At 62.9% G+C, this 24,718-nt stretch carries 40 protein-coding genes; 3 read left to right on the top strand and 37 right to left on the bottom strand.

What is annotated here, in order from left to right; translation table 11 throughout:
* Positions 1 to 8: 8 nt before the first annotated feature.
* Positions 9 to 380 carry a hypothetical protein gene (locus EK416_RS13550; protein ID WP_127078349.1) on the bottom strand — a complete coding sequence of 124 codons (372 nt, stop codon included), beginning with the start codon at positions 378 to 380 and terminating at the stop codon, positions 9 to 11.
* Positions 381 to 472: 92 nt separating this feature from the next.
* Entirely contained in the window at positions 473 to 838 is a 366-nt protein-coding gene (locus tag EK416_RS13555; protein ID WP_127078351.1) for a hypothetical protein, read from the bottom strand.
* A gap of 124 nt (positions 839 to 962) precedes the next feature.
* Between EK416_RS13555 and EK416_RS13560 the strand changes: the two genes are divergently transcribed.
* Together EK416_RS13560 and EK416_RS13565 are read left to right on the top strand one after the other, a co-directional pair.
* A complete protein-coding gene (locus EK416_RS13560; RefSeq protein ID WP_127078353.1) occupies positions 963 to 1,271 on the top strand; it encodes a hypothetical protein in 309 nt (102 codons plus the stop codon).
* Entirely contained in the window at positions 1,268 to 1,987 is a 720-nt protein-coding gene (locus EK416_RS13565) for a BRO family protein (protein WP_127078355.1), read from the top strand. Before EK416_RS13560 ends, EK416_RS13565 begins: the two co-directional genes overlap by 4 nt.
* A gap of 151 nt (positions 1,988 to 2,138) precedes the next feature.
* Here the strand turns inward: EK416_RS13565 and EK416_RS18235 are convergent, their stop codons facing one another.
* The 34 genes from EK416_RS18235 to EK416_RS13730 form a co-directional block, all read right to left on the bottom strand.
* Complete coding sequence (locus EK416_RS18235) at positions 2,139 to 2,354, bottom strand: phage tail assembly chaperone (RefSeq protein WP_127079785.1); 216 nt, start codon at positions 2,352 to 2,354, stop codon at positions 2,139 to 2,141.
* A complete protein-coding gene (locus EK416_RS13575; protein ID WP_127078357.1) occupies positions 2,336 to 2,740 on the bottom strand; it encodes a hypothetical protein in 405 nt (134 codons plus the stop codon). The genes EK416_RS18235 and EK416_RS13575 overlap by 19 nt, the downstream gene beginning before the upstream one ends.
* The gene (locus EK416_RS13580) at positions 2,740 to 3,183 is read right to left on the bottom strand and encodes a phage tail tube protein (RefSeq protein ID WP_127078359.1); all 444 of its coding nucleotides are present in this window, start codon (positions 3,181 to 3,183) and stop codon (positions 2,740 to 2,742) included. Before EK416_RS13580 ends, EK416_RS13575 begins: the two co-directional genes overlap by 1 nt.
* A 64-nt stretch (positions 3,184 to 3,247) precedes the next feature.
* Positions 3,248 to 3,643 (bottom strand): DUF3168 domain-containing protein, encoded by a 396-nt coding sequence (locus EK416_RS13585; RefSeq protein ID WP_127078361.1) that lies wholly within the window; start codon positions 3,641 to 3,643, stop codon positions 3,248 to 3,250.
* Positions 3,643 to 3,936 (bottom strand): hypothetical protein, encoded by a 294-nt coding sequence (locus tag EK416_RS13590; protein ID WP_127078363.1) that lies wholly within the window; start codon positions 3,934 to 3,936, stop codon positions 3,643 to 3,645. Before EK416_RS13590 ends, EK416_RS13585 begins: the two co-directional genes overlap by 1 nt.
* A gap of 2 nt (positions 3,937 to 3,938) precedes the next feature.
* Positions 3,939 to 4,400, bottom strand: a complete 462-nt coding sequence (locus tag EK416_RS13595; RefSeq protein ID WP_127078365.1) for an HK97-gp10 family putative phage morphogenesis protein — start codon at positions 4,398 to 4,400, stop codon at positions 3,939 to 3,941.
* 2 nt (positions 4,401 to 4,402) lie between these two features.
* Entirely contained in the window at positions 4,403 to 4,657 is a 255-nt protein-coding gene (locus tag EK416_RS13600) for a hypothetical protein (protein ID WP_127078367.1), read from the bottom strand.
* Positions 4,657 to 4,926, bottom strand: coding sequence for a hypothetical protein (locus tag EK416_RS13605; protein ID WP_127078369.1), 270 nt, complete (start codon positions 4,924 to 4,926; stop codon positions 4,657 to 4,659). The genes EK416_RS13600 and EK416_RS13605 overlap by 1 nt, the downstream gene beginning before the upstream one ends.
* Complete coding sequence (locus tag EK416_RS13610; protein ID WP_127078371.1) at positions 4,923 to 5,255, bottom strand: phage head closure protein; 333 nt, start codon at positions 5,253 to 5,255, stop codon at positions 4,923 to 4,925. Before EK416_RS13610 ends, EK416_RS13605 begins: the two co-directional genes overlap by 4 nt.
* Positions 5,243 to 5,422: a hypothetical protein gene (locus EK416_RS13615; protein WP_127078373.1), complete on the bottom strand. Its 180-nt coding sequence runs from the start codon at positions 5,420 to 5,422 to the stop codon at positions 5,243 to 5,245. Before EK416_RS13615 ends, EK416_RS13610 begins: the two co-directional genes overlap by 13 nt.
* 25 nt (positions 5,423 to 5,447) lie before the next feature.
* Positions 5,448 to 6,035, bottom strand: a complete 588-nt coding sequence (locus EK416_RS13620) for a head-tail connector protein (protein ID WP_127078375.1) — start codon at positions 6,033 to 6,035, stop codon at positions 5,448 to 5,450.
* Positions 6,036 to 6,118: 83 nt separating this feature from the next.
* Entirely contained in the window at positions 6,119 to 6,586 is a 468-nt protein-coding gene (locus tag EK416_RS13625) for a hypothetical protein (RefSeq protein WP_127078376.1), read from the bottom strand.
* 99 nt (positions 6,587 to 6,685) lie between these two features.
* On the bottom strand, positions 6,686 to 8,032 hold the full coding sequence (locus EK416_RS13630) for a phage major capsid protein (protein WP_127078378.1): 1,347 nt from the start codon (positions 8,030 to 8,032) through the stop codon (positions 6,686 to 6,688).
* Positions 8,016 to 8,771, bottom strand: a complete 756-nt coding sequence (locus tag EK416_RS13635) for a head maturation protease, ClpP-related (protein ID WP_127078380.1) — start codon at positions 8,769 to 8,771, stop codon at positions 8,016 to 8,018. The genes EK416_RS13630 and EK416_RS13635 overlap by 17 nt, the downstream gene beginning before the upstream one ends.
* Positions 8,719 to 10,056, bottom strand: a complete 1,338-nt coding sequence (locus EK416_RS13640) for a phage portal protein (RefSeq protein ID WP_127078382.1) — start codon at positions 10,054 to 10,056, stop codon at positions 8,719 to 8,721. Before EK416_RS13640 ends, EK416_RS13635 begins: the two co-directional genes overlap by 53 nt.
* Positions 10,056 to 11,840 carry a terminase large subunit gene (locus EK416_RS13645; protein WP_127078384.1) on the bottom strand — a complete coding sequence of 595 codons (1,785 nt, stop codon included), beginning with the start codon at positions 11,838 to 11,840 and terminating at the stop codon, positions 10,056 to 10,058. The genes EK416_RS13640 and EK416_RS13645 overlap by 1 nt, the downstream gene beginning before the upstream one ends.
* Positions 11,841 to 12,197 (bottom strand): hypothetical protein, encoded by a 357-nt coding sequence (locus tag EK416_RS13650; protein WP_127078386.1) that lies wholly within the window; start codon positions 12,195 to 12,197, stop codon positions 11,841 to 11,843.
* 35 nt (positions 12,198 to 12,232) lie between these two features.
* Entirely contained in the window at positions 12,233 to 12,523 is a 291-nt protein-coding gene (locus EK416_RS13655) for a hypothetical protein (protein WP_127078388.1), read from the bottom strand.
* A gap of 9 nt (positions 12,524 to 12,532) precedes the next feature.
* Complete coding sequence (locus EK416_RS13660) at positions 12,533 to 13,006, bottom strand: phage terminase small subunit P27 family (RefSeq protein ID WP_127078390.1); 474 nt, start codon at positions 13,004 to 13,006, stop codon at positions 12,533 to 12,535.
* 320 nt (positions 13,007 to 13,326) lie between these two features.
* The gene (locus EK416_RS13665) at positions 13,327 to 13,665 is read right to left on the bottom strand and encodes a hypothetical protein (protein WP_127078392.1); all 339 of its coding nucleotides are present in this window, start codon (positions 13,663 to 13,665) and stop codon (positions 13,327 to 13,329) included.
* Positions 13,666 to 13,780: 115 nt separating this feature from the next.
* On the bottom strand, positions 13,781 to 14,134 hold the full coding sequence (locus EK416_RS13670) for an HNH endonuclease signature motif containing protein (RefSeq protein WP_127078394.1): 354 nt from the start codon (positions 14,132 to 14,134) through the stop codon (positions 13,781 to 13,783).
* A 91-nt stretch (positions 14,135 to 14,225) separates the two neighbouring features.
* Entirely contained in the window at positions 14,226 to 14,729 is a 504-nt protein-coding gene (locus tag EK416_RS13675; RefSeq protein ID WP_127078396.1) for a hypothetical protein, read from the bottom strand.
* Complete coding sequence (locus EK416_RS18240; protein ID WP_425376119.1) at positions 14,726 to 14,977, bottom strand: DUF6525 family protein; 252 nt, start codon at positions 14,975 to 14,977, stop codon at positions 14,726 to 14,728. Before EK416_RS18240 ends, EK416_RS13675 begins: the two co-directional genes overlap by 4 nt.
* Entirely contained in the window at positions 14,974 to 15,519 is a 546-nt protein-coding gene (locus EK416_RS13680; protein WP_127078398.1) for a hypothetical protein, read from the bottom strand. The genes EK416_RS18240 and EK416_RS13680 overlap by 4 nt, the downstream gene beginning before the upstream one ends.
* Before the next feature lie 306 nt (positions 15,520 to 15,825).
* Complete coding sequence (locus EK416_RS13685; RefSeq protein WP_127078400.1) at positions 15,826 to 17,307, bottom strand: DNA primase family protein; 1,482 nt, start codon at positions 17,305 to 17,307, stop codon at positions 15,826 to 15,828.
* A 215-nt stretch (positions 17,308 to 17,522) separates the two neighbouring features.
* The gene (locus EK416_RS13690; RefSeq protein ID WP_127078402.1) at positions 17,523 to 17,858 is read right to left on the bottom strand and encodes a hypothetical protein; all 336 of its coding nucleotides are present in this window, start codon (positions 17,856 to 17,858) and stop codon (positions 17,523 to 17,525) included.
* 13 nt (positions 17,859 to 17,871) lie between these two features.
* Positions 17,872 to 18,129, bottom strand: coding sequence for a hypothetical protein (locus EK416_RS13695; RefSeq protein ID WP_127078404.1), 258 nt, complete (start codon positions 18,127 to 18,129; stop codon positions 17,872 to 17,874).
* A 26-nt stretch (positions 18,130 to 18,155) separates the two neighbouring features.
* A complete protein-coding gene (locus EK416_RS13700) occupies positions 18,156 to 19,403 on the bottom strand; it encodes a hypothetical protein (RefSeq protein ID WP_127078406.1) in 1,248 nt (415 codons plus the stop codon).
* A complete protein-coding gene (locus tag EK416_RS13705) occupies positions 19,403 to 20,038 on the bottom strand; it encodes a class I SAM-dependent methyltransferase (protein WP_127078408.1) in 636 nt (211 codons plus the stop codon). The genes EK416_RS13700 and EK416_RS13705 overlap by 1 nt, the downstream gene beginning before the upstream one ends.
* On the bottom strand, positions 20,038 to 20,427 hold the full coding sequence (locus EK416_RS13710) for a hypothetical protein (RefSeq protein WP_127078410.1): 390 nt from the start codon (positions 20,425 to 20,427) through the stop codon (positions 20,038 to 20,040). Before EK416_RS13710 ends, EK416_RS13705 begins: the two co-directional genes overlap by 1 nt.
* On the bottom strand, positions 20,424 to 20,756 hold the full coding sequence (locus EK416_RS13715) for a hypothetical protein (protein ID WP_127078412.1): 333 nt from the start codon (positions 20,754 to 20,756) through the stop codon (positions 20,424 to 20,426). Before EK416_RS13715 ends, EK416_RS13710 begins: the two co-directional genes overlap by 4 nt.
* The gene (locus tag EK416_RS13720; protein ID WP_127078414.1) at positions 20,746 to 21,018 is read right to left on the bottom strand and encodes a helix-turn-helix domain-containing protein; all 273 of its coding nucleotides are present in this window, start codon (positions 21,016 to 21,018) and stop codon (positions 20,746 to 20,748) included. Before EK416_RS13720 ends, EK416_RS13715 begins: the two co-directional genes overlap by 11 nt.
* Positions 21,002 to 22,117, bottom strand: a complete 1,116-nt coding sequence (locus EK416_RS13725; RefSeq protein WP_127078416.1) for a DUF7146 domain-containing protein — start codon at positions 22,115 to 22,117, stop codon at positions 21,002 to 21,004. Before EK416_RS13725 ends, EK416_RS13720 begins: the two co-directional genes overlap by 17 nt.
* 226 nt (positions 22,118 to 22,343) lie before the next feature.
* Positions 22,344 to 23,063, bottom strand: coding sequence for an outer membrane protein (locus tag EK416_RS13730; RefSeq protein ID WP_127078418.1), 720 nt, complete (start codon positions 23,061 to 23,063; stop codon positions 22,344 to 22,346).
* A gap of 589 nt (positions 23,064 to 23,652) precedes the next feature.
* Here EK416_RS13730 and EK416_RS13735 point away from each other — a divergent pair.
* Complete coding sequence (locus tag EK416_RS13735; protein ID WP_127078420.1) at positions 23,653 to 24,261, top strand: helix-turn-helix domain-containing protein; 609 nt, start codon at positions 23,653 to 23,655, stop codon at positions 24,259 to 24,261.
* Here EK416_RS13735 and EK416_RS13740 read toward each other — a convergent pair.
* Positions 24,248 to 24,568, bottom strand: coding sequence for a hypothetical protein (locus EK416_RS13740; RefSeq protein ID WP_127078422.1), 321 nt, complete (start codon positions 24,566 to 24,568; stop codon positions 24,248 to 24,250). The two genes, EK416_RS13735 and EK416_RS13740, sit on opposite strands and share 14 nt — an antisense overlap.
* Positions 24,569 to 24,718: the final 150 nt, after the last annotated feature.

Raw genomic sequence — 24,718 nt, forward strand, 5'->3', positions numbered from 1 at the left:
GCTCGCGATTAGAGGAAGGAGCGGCTGACGGGCGGAAGCTGGAGCGGCGCGAAAGTGACGCTGGCGCTCGAAGACCACGACAGATTGTACGTGCCGTCGACGCCGACATAGGCCTGCGGGATCGGGCCGACGAATTTGTCTCCGCTCGCGGGCACGGTAATCACGAGGTCAGGCACAGGTTGCGTGCCGACGCCCTCTTGATAGGTGTTCGTCGTCTGCGCCGCGATCGTCAGCGTGACCGCCGAGGCAGCACCGTTTTTCACGTGCAAGATGTCGCGCTCGTTGCCGCTCGCGGGCACCTTGTCGCCCGTGGTGGAGGCCGAGTTATAGGTTGCGGTAACGCCGGCGGGCGTCACCTTCTGCGGAGTGTAAGCGGTCATCTGTGATCTCCTGTCAAAGTGGGTTCGGCCCACAAAAAAACCCGGCGCGAAGCCGGGCTTTTTAGTGTGTCGCTTGTGCCGCGATCATTTTGTCACGGTGCTTTTTTCTCGATCTTGTCCGTGAAGAACGTCGCGTTCATGCACCTTGCCTCTATTTCATCGCACAATATATCGACGCTTCCATACAATTTGTATGGGCGGCCATTTAGCGACAGCGTTCCGATTGCCGAATAATTCGAACCCAAACGAAAAACATCCGCATCAATATGGGATGCTCTTTCCATCGATAATCCTTCTATGCTTTCAACAAGAATAGATTTCGCTAGCCGTTTTTGGCGATATGCATGAATCATTTCTTCCGCAGTTGTAAGCGTTCCACCAACAGCAAAAAATATTATCGTTATTACAGCCATAACAATTGCTATTAGCTTCAAAAATATACTGACATATATATTCATGGCGTCCCCCAACGCACAACACGATTGACAGCGAAACAGTTTTGACCCAGCGTAACGAGCGAGGCGAACCGGTGTTAGCGCACCGGCCCGCCTCTGACCACAACCTGCACTACGGATGCAAACCATGGCTTCGAACACACTAGCCGCGGCGGCTGCCGCGCATCAAGACGTATCTCTCACCAAATCCGACGTTGCCCTCATCGCCACCGGGCTCGAAAATGCGATCTGGAAACTTCGCATTCTCGACGCGTGGGTGAACTATAATTGCGGTCTGGAGGAACCTGACACCGACGCGATCATGGTTGGCTTCAACGATCTCTATGCCGAGATCGAAACCATCCTTGAAGGCCTTCTCCCCAAGTTCCAGACCGACAAGTGGTCCCAGTTGCTTCGGGCCTTGAAGGCCAGTGCGGCCGAAGGCGGCGCTCAATGAGCGCCGTCACCGCCTTCGATTTCGAAGAACTGCCCGTGCGCGTCATCCTGCGCGACGGGCAACCCTGGTTCATTCTCGCCGATGTGTGCCGGGTTCTCGACATCGCCAACTCAAGAGATGCCGCATCGCGGCTCGATGAAGATGAAAAGGGTGTCGGTACTACCGACACCCTTGGAGGGAAACAGTCACAGATAACCATCAACGAAAGTGGCCTCTACAGCCTGATCCTGACCTCGCGGAAGGAGAACGCGAAGCGCTTCAAGAAGTGGGTCACTTCCGAAGTGCTTCCGGCCATCCGCCGCACCGGCGAATATCGCGTGCCGGCCACGGGCTCTGACATCGTGATGCCCGACGATTGGCGCTATCAGGACGCCAACACCGAGGATCTCAAGATCTGCGTCGCCCTGCTACGCGAGGCTCGCTACAACCACGGCAAGAAGGCCGCCGTGGAACTCTGGCGGAGACTGTCTCCGCCCTTGCCTCCTATCGACGCCATCTCGAAGGACGATGTATCCCGCTTCGTGCGGGAAGTCATTCGCTCCGCCCCCGGAAACAGGGTGAAGGCCGACGCTCTCTATGCCCGCTACCGCCTCTGGTGCCGCGAGAACGGTATCGAGCCACTCACGATGACCGCACTCGGGCGCCGCCTCCAAACCTTCGATTTCGAGAAGCGGAAGCGGACGGGCGTCTACTATATGAACATCGCCCTTTCCTGATCGGTTCATCCCCGCGTAGGCGGGGAACACCGTGCCGATCCGCACTCATGCCGCCACCGTGTCGGTTCATCCCCGCGTGGGCGAGGAACACACGCTTGCCTTGTCGGCAGCGTCGCCGATGTCCGGTTCATCCCCGCGTAGGCGAGGAAAACTATAACATCGGTTGTTCGTTACGGCACACGCCTGGCATCGTCGCGAACATCATTTCGATGCGCGCCACTTTCTCGTCTTGCGTCTCAGGGTGTTCGACTGCCTGCGGAAAGCGGCCCGCGATAGAGGCGGTCAGCTCGTAAAATGTTGACTGCCAGAACGTGTCAGGCGGCCAGCCCAGGCGCGCCGCCGCACCGATCAGGTCGCCCCAATCGATGAAGCGGCCGGACGAGGGTCCGGCGCGGACGGCCCGTCTTCCGCCACGGCAAGCCGTTCGGCGAGGCGCTCCTCGCCAACGAAGAAGTTCGAGATGAGACGTGCCACATCCTGCATGGCGCGCATTGGGCCGACCGCGAGAATGTGCGCCTCGATCACGTCACGACGGCACATTCCCCAAAGTGCCTCCTCGTAGACGGCGGCAATCTGGGTGACGGGCAGGCGTGCGACCGTGACGCCGTCTGCCACGATGGCGCGGAGAACATCGCCCATCGGGCCGCATCGCTCCTCAATGCGACGGGCGAGATCGAAGGTGCGGCGAACGTGGTACGTAATACCCGCTACCTCGAAGATTTCGGCGTGCGCGCCGTGCTGCTCACCGCTCATCAGGCAGCCGCCGTGAATTGCGTCGGGCCGTCGACAGAGATCGTGGCCTTGAACGGGATCACGTCATCGACCTTGCTGCTCGCGGGGGCGTAAGACAGCACCTGCGCGAAGAACGAGAACGACGAGTTGTTCGTGCCCTTCGAGTCCGCCAGCTCGACGCGAAACCCGAACGCGGAATCGCTGTTGACGGCTCCAGCCAACAGGCGTTGGCCCGGATCGCTCGGGCGAAACTGGCCTGAAATCGTGATCTGACCGCCGTCTTTCAGCCCCTTGATGCGCCGCCGCCAGGTGTCGGACAGCGCCGTGACATCGATTTCCTTCCGCGTCGGCAGCCCGAAACCGGACAAATCGTTGACACCGTCAACCAGCACCGTTGCCGCGCCGCCCGGCGCAGCCGAAATCAGGAGCTTGAGCCCCGCGTTTTTTACTGCCGTTCCCGGCATGGTCGCCTCCTGTTGTGAAAATAACTGCCGCACGAACTGTTCGAAAATTCCGAAGAGTTGCCCGCTAATCCTGTACGAGCACGCGCACCGTCACCGCCCCCATTTGCGTCACGCCATCGGCGTCGCGGCGCGTTTCCTCCGCCGTGATCTGGCAGAGCACCGCGGCGCCCGCCGCCAGCGTGAGCGGCTTGTCGTGGAGCGCCTCGCGGATCGAGGCGATGATGCCGAGCACCTCTTTCTTGCCGCGATAGCTGCTCCAGACGCCGAGCCAGACGGTGTGCTGCGCGAAGTCGCCCGAAAGCGGCGCACCCGGCGCGTGCGGCAGCGTCTGATGCGCCTGAAACTCGACGAACGGGAACGGCACATCCTGCGGCGCGTCGTCGTAAACCGCGACCGGTGCGAGCGCCGTCGTCAGCGCGTCGAACAGCGCTTTGTGAACCTCCAGCTCGCGCGCCGGCATCAGGCGGCCAGCGCTTCGGCGTTGATTTCGGTCGCGAGCTGCTGCAGCTCGTCCGTGGTGCACTCGGCGAGGGCCGCGTCGAGCGCGGCGCTCAGCGCGCGCCAGGCGTCATAGAGCGCGTTGCCCTGCTGATTGATGTCGTCGAACGTGGGGCGATAGCGCTCGCGGATCGCGTCGATTTCCGCCTCCATGGCGCGCCATTCGGCGTTCCGGCGCTCGTCGAGGGCGCTCTGCGCCGCCTGATTTGCGTCCATTTCAGACTGGATTGCCTGCACGGTTTCAAGCGCCGCCATGATCATGTCTCCTGTAGGGCGGCCCGCACAGCCGCTGCGATGAGTGCTTTGACGCGGGGCCTCGCCGCCTCAACGGCGGGCCGGAAAAAAGGATGCGCGGGGCGGGGCGGCACCATGCGCTTCATGCGGCGCGTGCTCACCTTTCCGCCCTTGCCTATTTTCGTGACGCGTTTGTCACCCTTTTTGTAGCCCTTGGTGCCGTATTCCACCCACGCCGCGTAGTGCGCCAGCTCGCGCAGGTCTTTGGTGATGAGCCCGACCTTCCAGACGGACGCGGCGCGGAGGCGCGCCAGAGCAGCCGGGCTTGCGAATGCGTCGCGCAACTTGCCTGTCTTGACGGGCGCGCGGGCCACGATCTCGGCCTGCAGGATTTTTGCGGCCTCTTCCGTCGACGCCGCCATCGCCGCCGCGACGCGCTGTTTGGCCGCCCCGAAGCGGTCCGGGCCGCGCTTGATGTGGGACACGGTTATTCCCAGTCATCCGGGTTCAGCTCGCTCGGCATCTGATCGAGCTCCTCGTCCGTGACTCCGGACCGATCAACGACCTCCCAGCCACGACTGGTCAATTTGGAATAGTCCTCTTCGAGGTCCGCGCCTTGCTCGGCCAGTTGATCCTTTTTGCGCTGCAGATCGAGATAGCGGTCGCGCAAGTCTGCGAGCTGATCGAGTTCTGAATTCACGTCGAGCGCTTGAGGGCGCTGCTTCAGGGCTGCAGCCGGCATCAATCGTCATCCTCGTCGCTATCGGACCACTCCGGTGGAGTGAGACCGTCCATCAATTCACGGGGAGATGGCCTGTCCTCGTATGGCTCGTCTTCGATTTTGCCGAGGATGTCGTTCACGACGCGCCAGCCGGTGTCCCGCAACTGCTGCGCCTCCTCGTCGATCTCGTCGATTTGCTCGGAGATGCGCCAGAATTCCTCTCGATTTTTTCGGGCCTCGTCGCGCAGCGAGGTCAGCTCCGAAATCATCCGGTCGTACTCACGGCTCATTGCGTAACCCCCGCTTCGGCGACGATGATCATCGTGAGGGCGCGCGCCGGGCCGCGCCGCAGCTCGCGGATGTTGAGGATTTCATCGCCCCAGCGGATGCGCATGGACTCGGTGATGTCGCCGCGCCGATGCAGCGTGAACAGGTATGTGCGCGTGGCGCGCACGGCGCCCTGGTGGTCGCTTTCGCTGCCGCGCACGGCCTCGACCTTGGCGAAGGCGCGCGGCTGCACGGCGCGCCATTCGACGGTTTCGCCGCCGTAGCCGTCCGCCGTCGCGACGGGCGTCTCGAAGGTGAGCCGCTCGCTGAAATCGCCGCTCAAGCCACCCATTGACGGCTCCCACCGATTTCGCGGTGAGCGATCAGCCGCAAAAGGATACTCTCGACAGTGCCTCCAGCCCAGAATGCGGCGAAGAGATACCAGCCGACAGCCATCAGGACGGTGATCAATACGATATCCATCGCGAGCCCGAGCGGGCTGAAGCGCAAACACTTCATCGATTTTTCTCGGCGTTGGAGGTTGTCAGAAACCGGAAATGCGGTGCTGCGAGAGGAGCGCGTCGCAGGCGAAGCCGAAGCCGCCCTTGAGATCGTTGCCCGCCTCGCGGTTGACGTAGTGCATGCCGACGATCAGTTTCGCGGCCTGCCGGATGCCGAGCGGGATCTGCGCCGGCGTGTCGCCGTAGCCCGCCACAAACGCGACGCGCACCGCGTGCGGGTGCGCGGCTGTGCCGGGCCAACGGGTGACGGGCAAAATATGCCCCTGAAGGCACGCGGTTTCGACCGCGTACGCCTCAGGGTCGAGCGTCTGAAGCGTGCCCGCAGCGTCGAGATATTTGACGCTCGTGACCGATTGCAGGGGCGGCATGGGCAGGCACAGCGCGGCGCCACACTCCGGAAAAGCATGGACGCGATACTCGAAACTCTGCGTGAGGAGCGCGCGCCCGAGATAGCCGCCGCGCCCGTTGAATCCTTCGAGGTATTCGGTCGCGAGCTGCACATAGTCGGCAAGGAGCGCGTCTTCGTCATCGATCGTGATGCGCAACTGCGCTTTTGCATCGGCGACGGTGAGAATTTGCCCGGTCGGGGCCTGAGTGCGAACAAGGTACATGGGCGAGGCTCCGGGAGATGAGCGCGGCCGGGAGAGAGCACCGGCCGCGCGGACGCATGACAACTGGGGGACGGAGGAACGGGTTAGCTGACCGGCGAAAGGCTCGGATCGGAGAGACGCACGAAAACCGACGACAGCGGGACGCCGCCGGTAAAGGTGCCGGTCGCTTCGAGATCGATTGTCACGTAACGCTTGTTGCCGACGTAACCGATTTTGTAGATGCCTGCGGCCTCGGCCGGGGAGTCGATGGCCTTTACGATGCCGCTCGACACAGTCGCCTCGATGTCGCCGACGAGATCGTCCGCTGTCACAGCCGCTTGGCCGGAGCCGGACGCGTCGCTGTGCTGGAGGATGAGTTCGAGCTTGAGCGCGTTGGAAAGCGTATCTGACGCATTTTCGGCGTTGACCGCGAAAACGATGTCCATCGCGCGATAGATCACGCCGTTCTGGATGCGGTCCACCTCGACGGCGGTTTGATCGGCCGGTGCTACGCCGTTGAACACGGCGATATATTTCGACTCGGCGACGCGATTTCGGGATGCAGAGCCCATGGGAGATCCTTGTTTTTTCGGGATGGAAGCCGGGCGGTTGGGTTATGAGCCGCCGCCCGGCTTTGGCGCGCGCGATGGCTGCGCCTGTTCAGCGCAGCCTTACGCCTCGCACTTCAGGAACTTCATGTGCTCGAAGCTCTGCACGCCGCCGCCGTAGCGCTTCGTCGTGTAGAACTTGACGAAGCCCTTCCGCGTGAGGTTATCGCGCGTCATCGTCACGCCCTTACGGTCGAGGATCAGATAGGTCCGCGCGAAATCGCCGAACGCAATGGGGAATTTATTCGCACCGAGGGTCGGCATGAAATCGTCGAAATCAATCGGATAACCGAGCAAAGTCGGCTGCAACACCCCGCCTTGGAAGCTCTGTTCCCAGAGATATTCGCCCGTCGTCAGCTTGAACTTACGGACCTGCGCTGCCGTGGTGCGGTGCATCAGCCAGCGAGAACTTTTGAGCGACGCGGATTTGAGGCAATAGAGCACGTCAAGGAACACGTCCGAGGGGCTCGACGCCGCGAATCCCGTGGCACCGCCGGTTTTGACATAGCCGACCTTGCCGTAATCAGCCGATGCGTCGTAATCGCCGTAGCCCGCCTGCGCCTTGACCGGCACGGTGAGCAGACCTTGCGGCTCACTTGTTCCATTTCCCAAGAGGAACGTTCGCGCCTCATCGTCCCTATATGCGATTTCCAATTCGCTGCGTATCCACCCTTCGATGTCAAAATTTGCATCTTCGAGGAGAATTTCCGTAATGATCGGCTGCGCATAGCGCTCGTGTACTTGAAACTCCAACTTGCGCAGGCGCGACATATCGGTTTCGCCGCGATCATCAAGCTCACCGACGTTGGAGACGTTCGTGCCCCCGATGCTTGCCATCTTGGCAAGTTTTTGGGTCGTTACGCTGCGCACAGAGGCGAGTGAGCGCATTACCGTGTCCGTTTCGAGCACGCGCTCAATACCGGTCTCCCATTCCTCGGGCACGAGAAAGCCGCCGCGATCCACGTCAAACGTGGAAGCTGCGCGGGCTTGCGGAGTAATGCTTTCGAGCTTGCCGGTCGCGCCCTTGCGCATGAAGGCGAAAAACTCGCCCTTGTACTCGGTTTCCTGCTTACTCGTGCCCGGCCGCGCCGCTGCGGACGGCTTCGTGAGCTGACGCACGGCGTCCTCGGTGCGCGCCGCTTCATCGGCGAGACGATCTTCGCGGAGCTGCGCGAGGGGATCGCGACCGTTACGCTTTTCCAGCGCGGTCAGGCGCGTACCCACATCGTCGCGCAGCGCGGCGAGCGAACGGTTCATCTCGTCGATCGCAGCGCGCATGTCGCGATGGTGCGGACGCTCGGCGCGGGGCGCGCGCCGCTCGCCGTTACGAGCTGCCATTTCCGCGCTGATACGCTCGCGGGTTTCGCGCGAACGCGCGATGACATCCTGTGTCTCAGTTGCTTCGGGCATTCGCCCCTCCTCTTGTCATTCCCCGGAGCCTCGCCGCATTACTTCTGATCTGCCTCGCGAACTCCGCGACCGCCGAGGCGTCTTCATCACTCGACCGCCGCGACTGACGCGGCGATGGCGCTTGCGGCGCGGAGGCACGGGGCGAAACGCCCGGCATCAGCGCGTCACAGAACTTCTTCTGAACGGCGTCGGAGGCCGACAACCATGTTTCCCGGTCCATCATGGCGCGGATCTCATCCACGCCGAGGCCGGTGCGGGCGGCGTAGGTTTCAGCCATGCCTGCATCGATCTGTTCGAGCAGCACCGCCGTCTCGCGCAGCTCCTTCGCGTTGCCGCAGTCCATGCACCACGCGTTGTGGATCATGAAATGCGCGTTCGGGGCGATCTCGATGCGCGTTCCGGCCATCGCGATCACCGATGCGGCGGAACCCGCTACGCCAGTGATGCGCACGATGACGTTTCGACCGCTGGCGACGAGGTCATTGTAGATCGCGAGCCCGTCGAAGATGTCCCCGCCGGTCGAATTGATGCGCAGAACGATGTCCCCGGCGTCCGCCTGCGCCAGAGACTGACGAAAAGCGGCTGCCGAGATGCCGTTCGGGCCGATATCGCCGTAAATGTCGATCTCGTTGCCGCCAACGAAGGCGCGCACGGCGATTTTGGCCTCTGGAGCCGCTTCAGCGCGTTTACGGGCGAGGAAGCGCTTCGGGACGGCGGGAAATGAGGGCAGTTGGGGCATTTTTTGCCTCGCCTTGAGTTTGCGGTTTCTGATCCACGCGCTTCACGGGCACGCCGTAGTCGTCGCCGCCCTCGTCCTCGCGCGGGTTCATGCCCAGCTCGGCGCGGATCTCGTTCGGGTTCATCGCTTCGATCTCGCGCAATATCTTGTAGGCGGTGGCGCGGCTCTGCAGGTCGCCGCGGATGAGGCCGCGCAGGTCGCATGCGATCATGTGATTGGAACGTTCGGCTTCCGTGAGCAACGAGACGGTCATCTGCTGGCCGACAACCTCTCCCCATGGATCGATTGTGTGCTGCACGAAGCCGATGGCCTGCTGTTCGATGCCCGAGCCCCACGACGTTGCCTTGTCCACGTCGCCGAGCATGTGCGGCGGCACCCCGAAATACATCGCGATTTCAGAGCGCTGGAATTTCCGCCCGTCGTAGAACTGCGTTTCCTCCGCGTTCCACGCCATCGGCGTCCAGTCCATACCATCTTCGAGGATGACCACCTTGTGAGCGTTGTCGGCGCCGGAATAGAGATCGCGCCAGCGCTTGCGAAAGCGCTCGAACGCTTCATCGTCGAAGTGGCCCTGATATTTCACGACACCGGACGGTGACGCTCCGTTCGCAAACAGCTTGGCGGCGAACCGTTCTTGCTGAATCGCAAGCCCCATCGCCTCGCGGGCGGAGTCGAGAAGGGAAACACCCATCACGCCGTCGAGACAAACGCCCCGCAGGTGCAGAATTTCCTCGTTGCGGAAGTATTGTGAGCCGCCCCGCGCCCAAGAATAGTGGTAGATCACGCCGAGTTCACCCGATGGCCCTGGCTCGAACACGTCATCAAGAGCCATGCGATCCGGGTGCAGCGGGATGAGTTCGACGAGCTTGTTGCCGGATCGGCGAACGAAGGTGTAGGAGTTGCCGCGCAGCAAGATATGAGCAACCATCATCTGCTTGAGCGTGAACGGCGCCATGCGATAGCGGTTTGGCTCGACGTTCAGCAGCAGCGACGCCGGATGATCGCGCACCGGAATGCGCGCGAGGTGTCCCTTCCGCTCTTCAAGGCGGTAGACCATGAACGGGCACTTCGCGAGCGCCTGACTGATGATGCGCACGCACCCGTAAACGGCAGGGATGCACAGGGCGTTCGCTTCGCCGACGTAGACTCCGCTCGCCGTGCGCCGCGATTCCGCGATTTCCTTCACGAGATCAGCCGTCGTCATAGGCTTCGCCTGCCCCATCAGGACGCGCGTTGCGCCCTGCACGCGATGCCAGAGCGACGCGGCGGGATTTGATTTTGCCATCAAAGCACCCAAAGCTTTGGCTCGGCGCCGGTTGGCGGCGCATTGGTTTCGACCGGCTGTGGGTCGTTAAACGTGTCGTGCCCGGTCGCAACATCGATCGACATGGCGCGCAGCTCGCCGTCGTGAGCTGCTGCGGGCACGGCTTCCGCCATGGCGAGGGTCAGCGCGATGATGGTCGCGACAATGCCGTCAATGCGGTCAGTCGACTTATCCTTGATCGGCACGATGTCGCCCTGCTTGCCGACGCTCACCGCCACGTTGCTCGCCATCCACTTCAGCACCGGGTGGCCGCCGTGATCGAGGCTCCCCGCCACGACGAGACGCTCCAGCTCTTTCGCGCCCGGCGACATAGAGCCGTAGCCCTGCTGCACCATCATCACGCGCGGTTCCTGCTTACCGGTGCGCGGATTGCGCGCCATGCCGAAATGCTCGACCAATTTCGGGCCGAGCCAGCCCGTGTTCCACTTGTCGATCCCGACGCGCATCACGCTGAGCTTTGCCGCATCGCGCTGAATGTCGGCGAAGATCGTCTCCTGATCGATGGTGTTTCCCTCGGTCGCTATCAGCGAGCCCTGCGCCGCCCACTTGTCGTAGGGCACGCCGTCGCGCTTGACGCGCAGCTCGATGTTGTCGGCGGGCACGTACAGGCGGCAGGCAACGCGCGTGCGCATGTCGCCGCCGGCGGGCGGAAACACGTAGATCACGGCGGTCAGATCCTGCACGCTCGATACGTCGATGCCGATGTAGCAGGGCCGCCCCCGGCATTCGTCGAGGATCGTGCGCCAGGCGTCGGGCCGCGTTTCGTCGCAGCACTTCACCCAGCGGTGAATTTGCAGCCAGCGCACCGCCTGCTCGGTCCACTGATTGAGGTGATAGCGCCGGAAATCGTTTTCGAGGCGCGGGTTGTCCATCGCCTTGCGAAATTCGCTTCGAATGAAGTCGGGGCGCACGCTGATGCCCCAGTTCGGGTTCGCCTTGCGCCACGTTTCCTCCTGCTGCCAGTCGTCATCGGGCCCGGCGGCGTAATGCGCGATCAGCCGTTCCGGATCTTCGAGGGCGCCTTCGAGGTATTTCTGATCCTGCTGATACGCCTCCCAGCCGAATCCGCGCCGTTCGCCCGCCGTCGAGGTGTCGAATTCCAGCGGCTGGCGGCGCGCAGCCATGCTCTGGCGAATGAACTGATCTAATTTGTCGTCTGACCACTCGTGCAGCTCGTCGCCGATCTTGAGGTGGGTGTTGAGCCCGTGCTTGCCCTTCGGCTTGGCGGTGAGCGGCTCCCACTTCGAGTTCATCTCCGCGAAAACGATCTTCTTCGCGAATTTTTCGAGGCGCTGCGACAGCTCCGGCGACTGCCCGAGCATCGCGCCGCCGATGTCGAACACCAACTTCGCCTGCTCCTCGTTGGTGGCGGTCGAGTAGATCTGCGCGCCATACTCCCGATCGCCCGCGAGCACGAGCAGCCCGACGCCTGCGGCCAGCGTGGTTTTGCCATTTTTACGTGGCACCCATAGCCGGGCCTTGCGGAAGAGGCGCGAGCCGTCCGGCCGTTTCCAGCCGAACAGGGGGCGAATGATGTCGAACTCCTGCCACGGCGAGAGACGGAACGGACGGCCGTAATAGCTGCCCTCGACGCCCCGCAGATAGCGCGGGAAGAACGCGGCGGCCGCGTCGGCGGTGCGCTGGTCGTACTGCGCGCCGGGCGTGAGCGCGACCGTGCGCAGCACGTGCTCCGGCATGCGTGCGAGGTCCGGCGACGTGTCGGGGATGCGGGCGAGGGCTGTCATCTACCAATTTTGAGCGTTAAGATGTTCCGGCAGGCGTTCAAAATCTTCGTCAGACAACGCATCGATAATATTTTGTGCTTTATCTATATACGGGTCAGATTCCTCTTGAATCCTCTCCATTTCCTCACCTAGGTCCTGAATCTTGCCGTCAAGTGCCCAATACTGATCGTCAAGTTCTTTGTATTCCTGACTGTCGTCAGGATGCCGATTGCGCTCGCGCTCGACGGCGGTTTGCTCCTCGCCAACTTTCATCATCTGCTCTTCGAGGGACAGCCATTTGTTGCTGATCGGCATATAAGCGTCGCGCAGAACGCCAAGTTCAGCAACGACCACGGCGAATTCTTCGTCGGAGAGCATCAGTTCAAAATCCCAAAGTCGCGCCCACGATGTCGTCAGTCTAAAATCGCGTCCCAGCCGAGGCTGCTCACTCGGTCGGGATCAATCTCCTGCATCCGCGCTACGATCTCTTTCTTGCGCTCCTGCAGCTCATCGCTTTTGTCGGCGGTCTCATGGAAATAATCACCGACACTGCGCACCACATCCGGCGCGTAGGCCCGAGACAGCGCGTTTTGCGCATAGGTGATGGCGTAATCAGCGATTTCCCGCTGTTCACGGGCGAGTGCATTCAGCTCATCTTCGAGATCGCTGGTATCCTCTGCGCGCGGGCGACGGAAAGGCGGCATGACAAGCTCCTAGTTCAAAATCCCAAAGGGCGTAGCGGGGGCGGCTGTGGCGGCGGCAGCTTCGGCGCGATTTTCGGGCGCCTCGTCATCCTCGAACGGCAGCGACAGCACCGGGCGCGGCCCGTCGCCTTCGCTGCGGGCGCGGATTTCCTTGAGCTTGAACCGCATCAGCGGCGTGAGCGCGAAGCGGTCTTCGAGCCCCTCGATCTTGCCCTCGATGTCGAGCATCGCCTTCAGGTCCGGGTTGATGCGCTGGAGCTTGCAGTGTTTGCTTTCGGTCTCGTAGGTCTCGCCGATCGCGTTCACCTTCGCGCGGAGCTTCAGCCAGCGGGCGACGTGATCGCAGTAGCGCGCGAGCGCGGGTTCCTCGGACGGCAGCAGCAGCCCCGCGCGGCGCAGTTCCGGCGCGGTGAGCTGCCAGATTTCGCGCCCGGCGGCGTCGAGCCACTCCGGCGCGTCGGCGATTTCGACTGTATCGGTCATCGGACCATTTTGCTGAGGCCGGGAAAATGGTGCGGGGCGGCCGGATTGCCGCCCCGCCGCCGGGGGGTATTCAGGTTCGGGAGCGGGCGGCCTTGAATCTTACCTACGGCCAGGAGAGGTAGCCGCCCTTGTTCGTTTCCGTTGCCCAGTGACTCCGGCGCGAACGCCGGTCGCTTTGGTCGCAAGCCGTGTCATTGCCGAGTTATGGTGTGCACCGTCCGGCGCCCCCGAATTGGTGATCCCGTGGGGGAATTGGAATTGGTGCGGGGCGTTTAAGGTCCGCCCCGCCAAGACCGGCCACCCTCGCGGAAGGGATTCGGTTAATCGTTCTTGCAGGGGCGCGCGACGACGACGCAGCGCTTGAGGTCGAGCAGCGTGTTGCTGCCGCCAACGCGCGCGGGGTCGCAATGCACATCCACGACGCGGGCGAGTTCCCACGTCATGAAGCGCTCGCCGTGCGCGTTGATGACTTGCTCCTGCCAGCGCTTCACGGCCGAGCGCTGCGCCGAGCGGATGAGGTGATAGGCGTCGCCAGCGGCGCGGATCGGTTCGCGGCACTCGGGGCCAGGCGGCGGAGGAGCCGGGCGGCGATGATGCGGGTGCGCGGCGGCGGGCGTGGTGAGGGCAAGCGCGATCAGCAGCGCAGCGATGGGGCGCATGGGTTTCTCCGTAAGTGCCGAAAAAAGTTTCAGAAAACCCGCTCCGGCGGAGTTTTCGATTAGGCGCGCGGTTGAGGCGCGAAAGGGTGTAGAGATTTCGAGATGGGGGGAGGGGTCAGCCCTTCCGACCATCCGGCGTGCCGAAGTTGCTATCCTCGCGCGCCGTCTTCTCGTCGTGGTGGCGCTTGCACAGCGCCTGCCAGTTGTTCGTGTCCCAGAACAGAGTGCTGTCGCCCTTGTGCGGTGTGATGTGATCCACCACAGTTGCGGGCGTTGCCACGCCGTCAGCCCAGCACATCGCACACAGCGGGTGCGACCGCAGATACGTCGCGCGGGCCTTCCGCCATCGGTGATTGTAGCCGCGCACGTGGCTCGGCTCGCGATAGCGATCAAACTCGCGCTTGCGTTCGCGCTCGCGCTCGTCTCGTGTCTGATTGTCTGGGCGGAATGTTCCGGGCGCCGTGGGCATTGTGCCTACCGTGTACTCTACGCGCCATTTGACCTCACGATGTCAAGGATTCTAGGCGCGCGCAAGCCCTTCTCGCTTGGGTTGTGGATAACTACCGCGCACCATCTGGCGACGGCAGCAACCTCACGCTGCTATCGCCTTGATATGCAAGGGCGATATTGCGCGACACATGCTCCTCGACTGTGCGCCCGTCCGGCATCACCACATGCGCCATGAACGCCTGTTCGAGCGTTTCGATCCCCTCTTCGACCGACACGAGCTTTGCCTTCACGGCCAGCACGAGCGCGCGCCACTTCGTGCGGCACGCCTGTTCCCACAGCGCGTGCGCCCGCTCCGGGGTCGCCTGCCGCGTATGAGATCGATATTGGTTGTTTCGCACCGTTTCCTGCTGGAACTGCGGCGCGGACTTGTCCGGCACGATCAGCGTCATGCGCACATTGCGCTCGCCGATGCGAAACGCCACCATCGCACGCCCCGGCTCGTTGAAAAACGCCGTGTGCGTGGCGCCATAGCGTTCGAGGATCGTCTCAAGCTCCGCGCGGCTCGACGCCACGCTCACGCTCGTCTTCTCTGCATAAGCCGCTTTCTTGGTCATGCCCATTCTCCCTTTTTCCTGAGTATAATCGACATGGACTCAGTCGCGCGGTGAGCCGCTGCGATAGCGGATAGCTCGCCGTATAGTCTCCACTGCCGCTCCGCGTCCTGAGCCGACAAATCAAGTGAGGCGTTTCGCAATACCTCACGCACGCGCGGCGGCAGCCGGTCATAAGCGCGCAAATCATTTGCCGCTGGCGACACGTCAACCACGTAGCCGGACACGGGATCAAGCCCGTTCCCACTCATCTCACGCCCCACGGCTCGCGCTCCGCGCCGATGCCCGTCAGCCGCCAGCGGGTGAGCGCATCCGCCGCCATCATCGCATCGCGCAGGATGCGCAGCGCGCAGTGCCACGTCTCATAGGTGGCGCGGGCGTGCCAGAGCGCGGCCTCGGCGCGCGCGGGCGGCCATCCCTCATAGTCGATCACGCAGGCCACCGGCTTGCCGCGCCTGTCCTTCAGCGTGCGCGGCAGCCCCGCCTTCAGCTCGGCGACGACGCGCAGCGGCGGGCAGCGCGGGCACCAGTCGGGCGTGCGCTCATCCTCGGCGCAGCGCATCACGAGCTGCCGCTCGCCCGCCTGCAGGCGGCGCACGAAGTCGTGGACCGTGTAGGCGTCGGCGTGTGCCTTGATGCCGAGCTTCATGCCCTGCGCGCGGATCACCGCGCCCGTGGCGAGGTCGCCGCACACGCGCCCCGTCGCCGAAATCGACGCCTCGCCGGGCCCGAAGCCGCCCTCGTCGCGCTGCACGATCTGGCGAGCATAGGTCCATTCGAGCAGCTCGCGCATCGTCGCTGGTGTGCGCGTGTCGGCGACAGTTGACGGATTGACAGTTCGAGGGAGTTTACGGCTTGCGCCTATAGATTCACGGGGCAAAGGAGCGATTTTATAGGCGTTTTGCATGGCGTTCCTTTTTGCGTATATTAACACATGCTCAAACTATCAACTCTATCAACTCTCGATGCTAAAATCGTTCATAATCAACGATTTGAGGAATTGACAGAGACGCGATCATCACTCAACAACACTCAACCTCTATCAACTCAAAAATTGACGGTCAGTTGACAGACAACGCACCCACTATCAACTCACGCGTCACGCATCTGCGCCGCTCGGCCAATACTCGATTTTCAACTTGATCCCGATCCGTTTTACATAGCCACCCGTTCCCATTACTTTGGGATACCCTAAATCGTTGAGCCTGCGCCCGAACGGCGTCTGCTTTTTCGGCTCTTCGTTGTTCATTTCGCACCATTTGCGGTATCCCGCATAAAGCTCGGAGGCAGAGGATTTGAATTCATCTGTGGCGGCGGCAGCGGGGCGCGTTTCGCAGGCGGTGAGCACGAACTGGCCGATAGGGTCATTCTCGGCAAAATACGCATCTGTCGCCGCCAACACAGCCGCAGGAACGCGCAGCCCCTCGACGTGATAATCGCGCCATCCATCGAGCAACCAGTTGAGTATCCCCTCGCGTTCCTCAAGCAGCTCGGCGGTGAAATCGCGCCCCGGCGTGCGTGTGAAGGTGCGGCGGAACGGAACGACATGGATTCGCCGCCGGATGCCGAAATCCTTGCCGACGATCGAGGGCTTGACGTTCAGCGACATCGTGAGCTTGCCGACCGGCTTGAACTCGAAGAACGGCTTGTTGAGGTGGCGCGCCTTCATGCGTTCGCCGCCGGTCCACTGCTTGATGACGCTTTCCGAGAGACGAACGCCGGCCTCCGGCTCGCTCGTGCGCACGAGACGCACGCCGGGCAATTCGGCCAGGTCGGGTGACGGTCCGGAGCCTGATTTACGATCCGTGTAGAGCCACGTCTCGATTGGCGTCGTCGCCGCGTAGTCGCCGAGGATCGTGGAAACCACGTCGATGATGGTCGATTTGCCGTTCGATCCCTGACCCTCGAAAATCGCCACGCATTGTTCGAGGATCGAGCCCGAGAGGCAGTAGCCGAGCCACTGCTGAATGAAGCGGCGCATATCCTCCTCGGGCTGACACTCTTCGAGGAATTTCAGCCAGCGCTTCGGCGTGGGTGCGTCGGGGTTATAGCGGACGGTGCAGCACCGTGTGATCAGGTCAAAGCGGTTGTGCTTGCGGAGCTGCACGACATCGTCTTCGCCCTCCGCGCGCAAAAACAGCGTGCCGTTCTGGACGTTCAGCAGATAGGGATGTGCGTCGAAATCGTCGCTGACTTTGCGGCTGTAGGCCGCCGCCTCGGTCAACATCGAGGCGATTCCGCCGCTGTTGCCGCTGCGCACGGCGTGCTTGCGGAACGATTTCTTGCGGTCGCCGACGACGTGCTGCACCTCGTCCCACAGCGCATCGCTCGTCTTGTGTGCGTAGCGCCGCGCCACGGCCGCGCCGTCGCGATCCGACCAGCGTGTGCCGTCCCAGGCGAGCCAGCCGCGCTCGTCGGTATAAGCGATGTCGCTACCGAATCGCGCCAGCATGCGCCGCGCATTGCCGAGGTCGTTCAGCTCCAGCTTGGCAAGCTCGGCGTCGTCGACCGCGCCGGGTGCCTCAGCCGCATCGAGCGCGGCAAGCACCTGATTTTCTTTCGGAAATAGATCGTCTGTCATGGCCGCGCCGATGGCGCGCCCGCTAGATGTGGACAAAACTGTATAAGTTGCACCACTACATACGGTGTGCTAGTTTCGTCCACGCAACGGACGCTAGGTTGAGATCCACAAACGTCGCACCCGTCCGCCGCCCGCGAGTGTTACCAGCACGCGCGGGAGCTTCGCACGGAAGCTGAGCCGCAGGGAGACGCAACCTCCTCTGCGGCTTCCTTGTTTTATGCCGCCGCAGGCAGCGTCAGCGCGCGCAGTTCGTCGAGGTTCGCTGTCGGCGGCATGGGCCGGAACGCCTTCGGTTCCATCTTGTGGATGAGAAAACCGGGCATGCACCGCCATTCTCCTGCGAAATAGACGGATTCATCTCCAAGAGGATCGCGAATCCAGATCGCCTTGTCGACCATGGGCGAGTCGTCGCCTTTATCTGGATGGAGTTGCACGAGGAAGGGATCGCCCGACGCGAACAACTCCTCGCTGAAATACTCAATCGGAATCCACCCTTCCTTCGTTCGCGGCAGCGACTCTAGCGGCGGTATTTGTGTCTGAACTTCAGCCATCGTCATCTCTCCTTCATGCCGCTTCTTCGACGAGGATCGGGAGAGATGCCTCGTCCGACGGCACCGTCACCGTGGGGATTTCCGGCCGGATCGGCACGCGCACCGTCAGCAGCGTGACTCTGGTCAGATCCCATTTTATGTCGAACTGCGTGCCGCCGTCGCCGTCGAGGATGTCCGCCTGCTGACACCCCTCCAGATCGTACCCGACCGCGATTTTGAACTCGTCATACTCCGGCTTCGCCTGCGTCGCCGGTGTTGCTGCCTGTGTCATCACTCTCTCCTTGCTGTTGAACGGTGTCACGCGCCCTGCGTCGCGGTTGATGCATCATCGCGCGCGGGTTTCGCACTCTCGATTGCACGGTTGCGCGGCCATTGCAGGATCGTTGCAGGATGCCTGCGCGGTTTGAGTTGCACGCCGAGGTAGCAGGTCCCGAACCCGCCCGCGTGGCTCCCACGCTTCCCGGTGAGGCCGAAGGTGCGCTTCACATGGCGGTAGAACGCCGTCTCGGAGAGGAGCGGCGTGGCGCGCCCGCGCTCCCGGCTCCACCGCTCATAGGCCGCCAGCGCGTCCGCAGCGGCGAGCCGCGCCCCTTCGCGCCGCTCGACATTGGCATCGAGAAACGCCGCGAGATCGGCCACGCGTGGATCGGGAAAACCGGTCACGTCGTCGTCGTCAATCCGCGCCAATTCGACCTGACGACGCTCTGACACCGCGCTCGCCGCCACGATTGACGACGACGACGGCGCTTTCGGGCGCGGCTTCGAGCCGATCAGAACCGCCGGCGAAATGAGGCTGCCTGCCTCGATCAGGAACACGACGACGAGCGCGAGCAGCTCCTGCGTGGAGCCGACCGGAAGCCCCACGGCCGCCAGCGCCTGGCCGACCGGGCCGAGCGCGTCGGCGTTGCCGCCGGCGGGCGCGAGCCGCTCCATCCGCGCCTTGGCCTTTTCGAGGGCCGTCGCCAGCTTGTCGCGCTCCTGCGCGGTTGCGAGTTCAGCGCGCAGCGACGTTACAGTGGGGCAGTTGTTACGCTGCACGTAGTTTTCGATGATCTTGCAGTCACCGAGTCCATAGAGTGCGAGTTTCCCGTCAAGTTCTGCGAGGACCGTGCCTGTGGGCCGCACCGTGCCCATCGCCTTGATCGCGCGCAATGCGGCGTCCGCGTCGCCCTTCGCGGCGAGATAGGCGGGGCTTTCCGCCACCGTCGCCCACTCGTGACGGCCGAAATATTTCTCCATCGTGCGGTTGTTCGCGGTGAGGCTGTAGCCGACGCACACAGCCAGGATCGGCAGGCCGATCAGCCCCGCAGCCCAGCGCCCGCGCCGCCACGTCACCATGATGTAAAACGATTTGTACAGCTCGCCCGCGAGGATCACGGCAAGCAGCGCGCCGGTGAGCGCGAGCGGCATCGTTTGCGATTCGTCCCACGCGAACACAAGGCCAACCGTGGTTGACGCCGCCACGAAAAACCCCGCAACGATGGCGCCGACCGTGTCGCCGGGCCGCTCGCGCATGAATTGCCAGATTGAGCTGAGCGATGCCATTACGCCGCCTCCTTGGCCGCGCGGAGCGGCTCCCACGAAATTCGCTTGATTGTGGTGTCGCCTCGGTGCTCGCGGTCCCACACGAACCACGCGTAATCCATCTGCGAGCTGACGCGCGGCCCGGTCCAGCCGTCGCGGTGCATCATCGGCAGACGACGCCGGAACACGAGCACACGAGCCAGATGCCCGCCGTCGAGCACCGCGCGCCGGGCGCGACCTTCGGCATCGTTCTTGTTGCCCGCCGTGATGAACGCCAGCCGCAACAGCATGCAGACGCGCGGGCAGAGATCGAGCGCGTGCTGCGCGAATTGCGAGGCGAGTTTGTAGGGCGGGTTCGTGACGATGCATTCGATTCGTCCGGCGCCGACCCGCGAACGCGGAGCTTCGCGCTCCATCAGGAAATCCGCGCCCGACAGATCCTGCTGAAACCAGCCGTAATCCACCAAGTCGCTGGAGAACACGCTATGCTCGGCGGCACGCAAAACACGCACGATGGACCCCGGCCCGCAGGCTGGCTCCCAGATCTCGAAGGGCAGCCTCTCATGCTCCAGCAGCGCCCAGACGGCCTCCGGCGGCGTCTCGTAGAGATCGTTGCCGCGCTCGGATAGCGCCGCGCGCTTGTTCCCGCCCCCCATCACGCCACCTCTGCCGGGATAGGCTCGTGCCTCTGTTCTTCCGAAACGTCCTCGAACTTCCAGACGCCCAGCTTGTGCCGCGCCGCCCAATCCTGCGCTGCAGCATTCAGCACGCGCGCCAGATCGGACCATTGATCTTCCGTCACCTGATCAGTGGCACACTCATCGTCGTCAGGGTCACTGTTTTCCGAGTTTATCTCGTCAAAGGCTTCAGCTAGCAGCCCTTGATCAAACACCTTGGCGTAGAACTTGCCCGGCGTGCAGAGCGCCGTATAGGTGGCGACATCCGGATTATCGGCGATCCCTTCGCGCAACGCCTCTTCGCGAATTTCATAGGGGCCGAAATAATATTCTTGGTTGTGCGAGTAGTACCAGTTCGCCTTCATCACGCAGCCCTCAAAATCTTGAACTTCGGGAGACGCCGCGCCTCGGCGTCGAGCCAGTCGCGCAGCGGTTCGGATTCGAGCCGCGCCTGGCGCATCAGGTGTTCGGCGTGGCGGATCTCGCGCTCATCGATGCGCAGCAGCGCGCCGATCGCGCCCACCGGCACACCCGCCTGCCGCATCAGCCACACGGAGAGGTGCTGACCGGTCCACGTGTCGCGGGGGCCGCGCAACTGCGCCCACGGAAAAAACGTCTGTGCCGCGATCACGCGCGCATAGATGCGCCGCGCGAGGGCCTCGGAGCCGAATGTCTGGCGGTCAGTGCTATCGAGCATGTGCGGCGCCTCCACGGTCGCGGTAAAACTCGACGAGCGGTGCGCCCAGCACGCGCGACGCGGCATAGAGCCGGCCGGCGCTGATGCGGTTCGTGCCCGTCTCGTATTTCTGGATCTGCTGCATGCTGACGCCGATGGCCGCGCCGAGCATGCCCTGCGTCAGCCCGCGCTCCTCGCGGATCTGGCGCAGCCGCACGGCGACGATCTCGTCATATTCGGTCCTCAGGCGCTGGCCGCGCGCCGCCCTAGCCACGATTTGCACAGCGCCGCTCCATCAGCATGTCGTTAAAATCCTTGCCGGGCGCAGCCATCGCAATGCGCGTGTCGATTCCCTGCACCTGGCGAAATTTGAGCGCGCCGCGATCCAGCATGAGCCGCGTGCGCGCCGGGTCTTTGCCGTCGGCGTCGCCGAGGAGCGTGAGCCGCTCGACACCGCGCGGCATCAGCGCGCCGATCTTGTCGAGCGTCGGCACGGCATTGAGCCCGCCGCCTGTCATGTTGCCGAGCGACAACCCGCTGAAAAAGCACGCGCGCCGCCCGACTTCGGCCAGATCGCTCATCACCGAAAGCGTCGTCTCGTAGCCCTCGCCCATGATCGCGTCAGCCGCGAATGGGGTCAGAAATCCGAGCGAACCCCACACATTGCCGAGCGCCAGTTTCGCCTTCGGCAGCCGCGCCTTGCCGCGCCCGTCCGGCGCCAGCCAGGTGCGATGCACGCCCGCGAAATCGCGGTCGCGCGTGAGAATTGCGCCCACCATCGCGGGGCCGACGTGATGCACATCCTGCCGGTGATATTCGAGCGCCGGGTGAAACCGGAGGCTCGCGGGAATGAGGAACCCGTAAACGGCCTCCATCGCGTCGAGATTGATGCAACGCCAGCGGAGGTAGACCTCGACCAGCGTGCCGCGCGCGGGCACGCATTCGTCCCAGATTGCGCGGGCGCGGCGGAGCTTCGCGGCTTTCTCGCGCCGCTCTTCTTCCTCGGTCGCGGCTTCCTGCACGCGCCGCTTCTCGGCCTGCGCCTGCGCCGCCTTCTCGCGCCGCTCGCGCGCCTCGGCGTCGTCATCCTCGCGCGGCAGCAGCCCGGCCCATCCGGCCAGCGTCTGGAGTGCCTCGCGGAAATCGCAGCCGTCCATGAGCTGCACGAAGCGGATCACATCGCCGCCCTCGTCGCTCGCAAAACATTTGAACACCTGCTTGCCGGGATGGACGTAGAACGACGCCGTGCGCTCGCGCTTGAACGGCGACAGTCCGACGAACTCGCGGCCGTCGCGCTTCAGCGCGACGTGATAGCGGTTGCGCACCACGTCCTCGATGCGGTGCGCCGCCTTCACGCTCTCGATGTCGATTCCCTGCCGCATCGCCGCCTCGGTTGAAATTCGGTGCCACCCTCTCAGGTGGCGTGGGCCAGCGGCTTGCCTTTACTGCCGATGCTTGCCCGGATCACGCCTCGCCTACGGCCAGCGTTACCTTCCCGGGGTGCGCATTTCGAACCGCCCATCGGCGGAAACTGGGTGCCGGGTTCTTTCCCCCCGGCTAAGTCACGCGTGTGGATCACCGGGGCGCGTTCCCGGCGCGGCGCTCGACTTACTTGAGCGCCGGTAGCTCGGTCGGGATCGCGTAGGACAGGCCCACGCGCACGACATGCAGCTCGGGGTGCCAGGTCGCCGTCTGCGCGGCTGCCTCGCCGCTCGCGGGCGCGGTCACGGACACGTCGCCGAGGTCGACGTAGAGATACTCGCCGCGCAGGCGCAGACGGTCGGCGAGCGCCCATTCGACGCCCGCGCCCGCCGTCCAGCCGACCTTGGTCTGCCACTCGCTTTTGCTGGTGGACACCGTCACGTCGGGATCGGCGAACGTGTAGCCGTTGCCGAATTTGAGATCGGCGTAGGCGAGACCGCCCGTCGCGTAGATCAGCGCGTTGCCGAGCGGCGCGCCGACGCGGCCGCGCACGGTGCCGAACCAGTCGATATGCGCGGCGCTGCGCGTGACGACGGTGTCGCCCGCCGTCTTGCGGCTGGTGTCGGAGATGTCCGCGCCCTGAAAATCGGCCTCGACGCCGAGAACGGAGCGCCCGAGCACGAGATTATAGCCGACGAGACCGCCGCCGAACGCTCCCTCCGGCGTCACGTGATCGCTCGGCGAGCCCGCCCAGCCCGCGTTTGCGCCCGCATAGAGACCGCCCCACGCGGGGCTTGCCTCGGCCACGGCGAGCACGGCGCGGGCCGGGCTCGAATAGAGGTCCGCCGCGGTGGCCGCGCCGATCCCGGCGAGCAGGGCGATAGCAGAAATTACAATGCGTTTCATGAGTCCCTCGTGGTTAATGGCGCAGGGCCGCGATGACGAAAATTCCGACAATCGCCGTCGCGTAGAGCGCGAACGCCGTCAGAAGGCCCATCGCGATCAGGTCGAGTACCCGTCTCGAAGTCATTTCCTCATCGTCCATGGTCGCTCCTTTCCGGGCGTAGCTTCGCCGACCCGCCGCGCGAGCGCGGTGGGTGTACGCATGACATCGAAAAACTCTGTTCACGCCGTTTGCCGACGCTGGAATACGTTTTCGGTTGTGGGGTCAGTGTCGATACGCGCCCGTTGCGCCGAATAGCGCCGGTGCATATCGTCTACGGTCACGGCACCGCCTGAGTGCTCGACGATAGAATCGATCAGGGAAGCGCGGGGCCATATGAGCCCGCGCGCGATTCGGCGCATGTGGCCCACATCAATGGGCAGCCGCAACTTATCCGCGAGCTGCTCATAGGTGAGGCCTAATTCGTGACGGTACGATTCCACATCCATGGAATGGATAGTGGCATATCATTCCACACTGTCAAGCGACCTCTGCGAAACAGTGGAATAAAAAGCGATTTCGCGGCACAGTCGGCTGCGCAACATATGAGGAATGGTCAAGATCGAGATGCGAAAAAAGAACAGGATCGCAAAACTGCGAAAGGAGCGCGGGCTGTCTCAGCCAATGCTCGCGGCGAAGGTGGGGCTCTCGAAATCCACGATCTCCAAAATCGAGACAGGCGGCCAACGAATGCTGGGGCATCAAGCGCTTGCGATTTCGGACGCGCTCGGCGTCTCCATGAACGATCTTTACGAAGACGGCGGTGTCGTGTCGCCTGCGCGCGGCGGCTTTGCTGAAGAGGCTGCGCCATTTACACCCGAAACCGATACGCTTGAGTCGCGCATTCCGCTCGAAGAACACCAATCCTGGTATAAGATTGAGACGAGCTATCTGGATCAAATCGGCTATCTCGACGGCGATCTCGTTGTGATCGATATATCGCGAGAGGCGCTCACCGATCTTCAGATCGGCGACGTCGTGATAGCGAATTACTACCCACGCAAAAACGGCGCTGAAACTATAGTGCGTCAATTCATACCGCCTTCTCTACTCATTACGAACGGGCGTAAAAATCTTCCTTCGCTAAATACCGAGTCCGACAATGTTTCTATTCTCGGGAAAGTGGTATATCCGCGACGTCGGCCCGCTAGGGCGCGTTAGAATTCTTCAGGAATATTAGTTTTGGTTTGAAACATAGCGTTTCGTGTGCGCCACATACTTTCTCGACGCGTATCTGATATACGAAATCTTGCCTGCGCGCAGTCGCTGTGCCGCCGATGATTGTCGCACCATCGGGTGCGGTCTTTTTCACTAATGGCAAAAATGTCACAGTTGCAGGCTTAAATGCCTGCTGAACTGTGGCTATCGCGACCACCTCTTCCAGATAGGCGTCGGACGGACCGGAGATCGCTCGGAACCCGACCCACGCCAGCGCAATAATTCCCAGCACTTTCAATGCATTTGTCATTGTAAACCCACGCATAACCAACAAACAGCTTAAGCCTGAACATAAAAAGAAGTGGAAGGCAAGCGGGCGGTTGCACGCGGCATTAGGAATGAGGTGTGTCGCGCGAGGTTCCACACCGTCGCTTGACGGTAGTGGAATATCATGCCACTT

The sequence above is a fragment of the Rhodomicrobium lacus genome (genome assembly GCF_003992725.1).
Classification (GTDB): Bacteria; Pseudomonadota; Alphaproteobacteria; order Rhizobiales; family Rhodomicrobiaceae; genus Rhodomicrobium; species Rhodomicrobium lacus.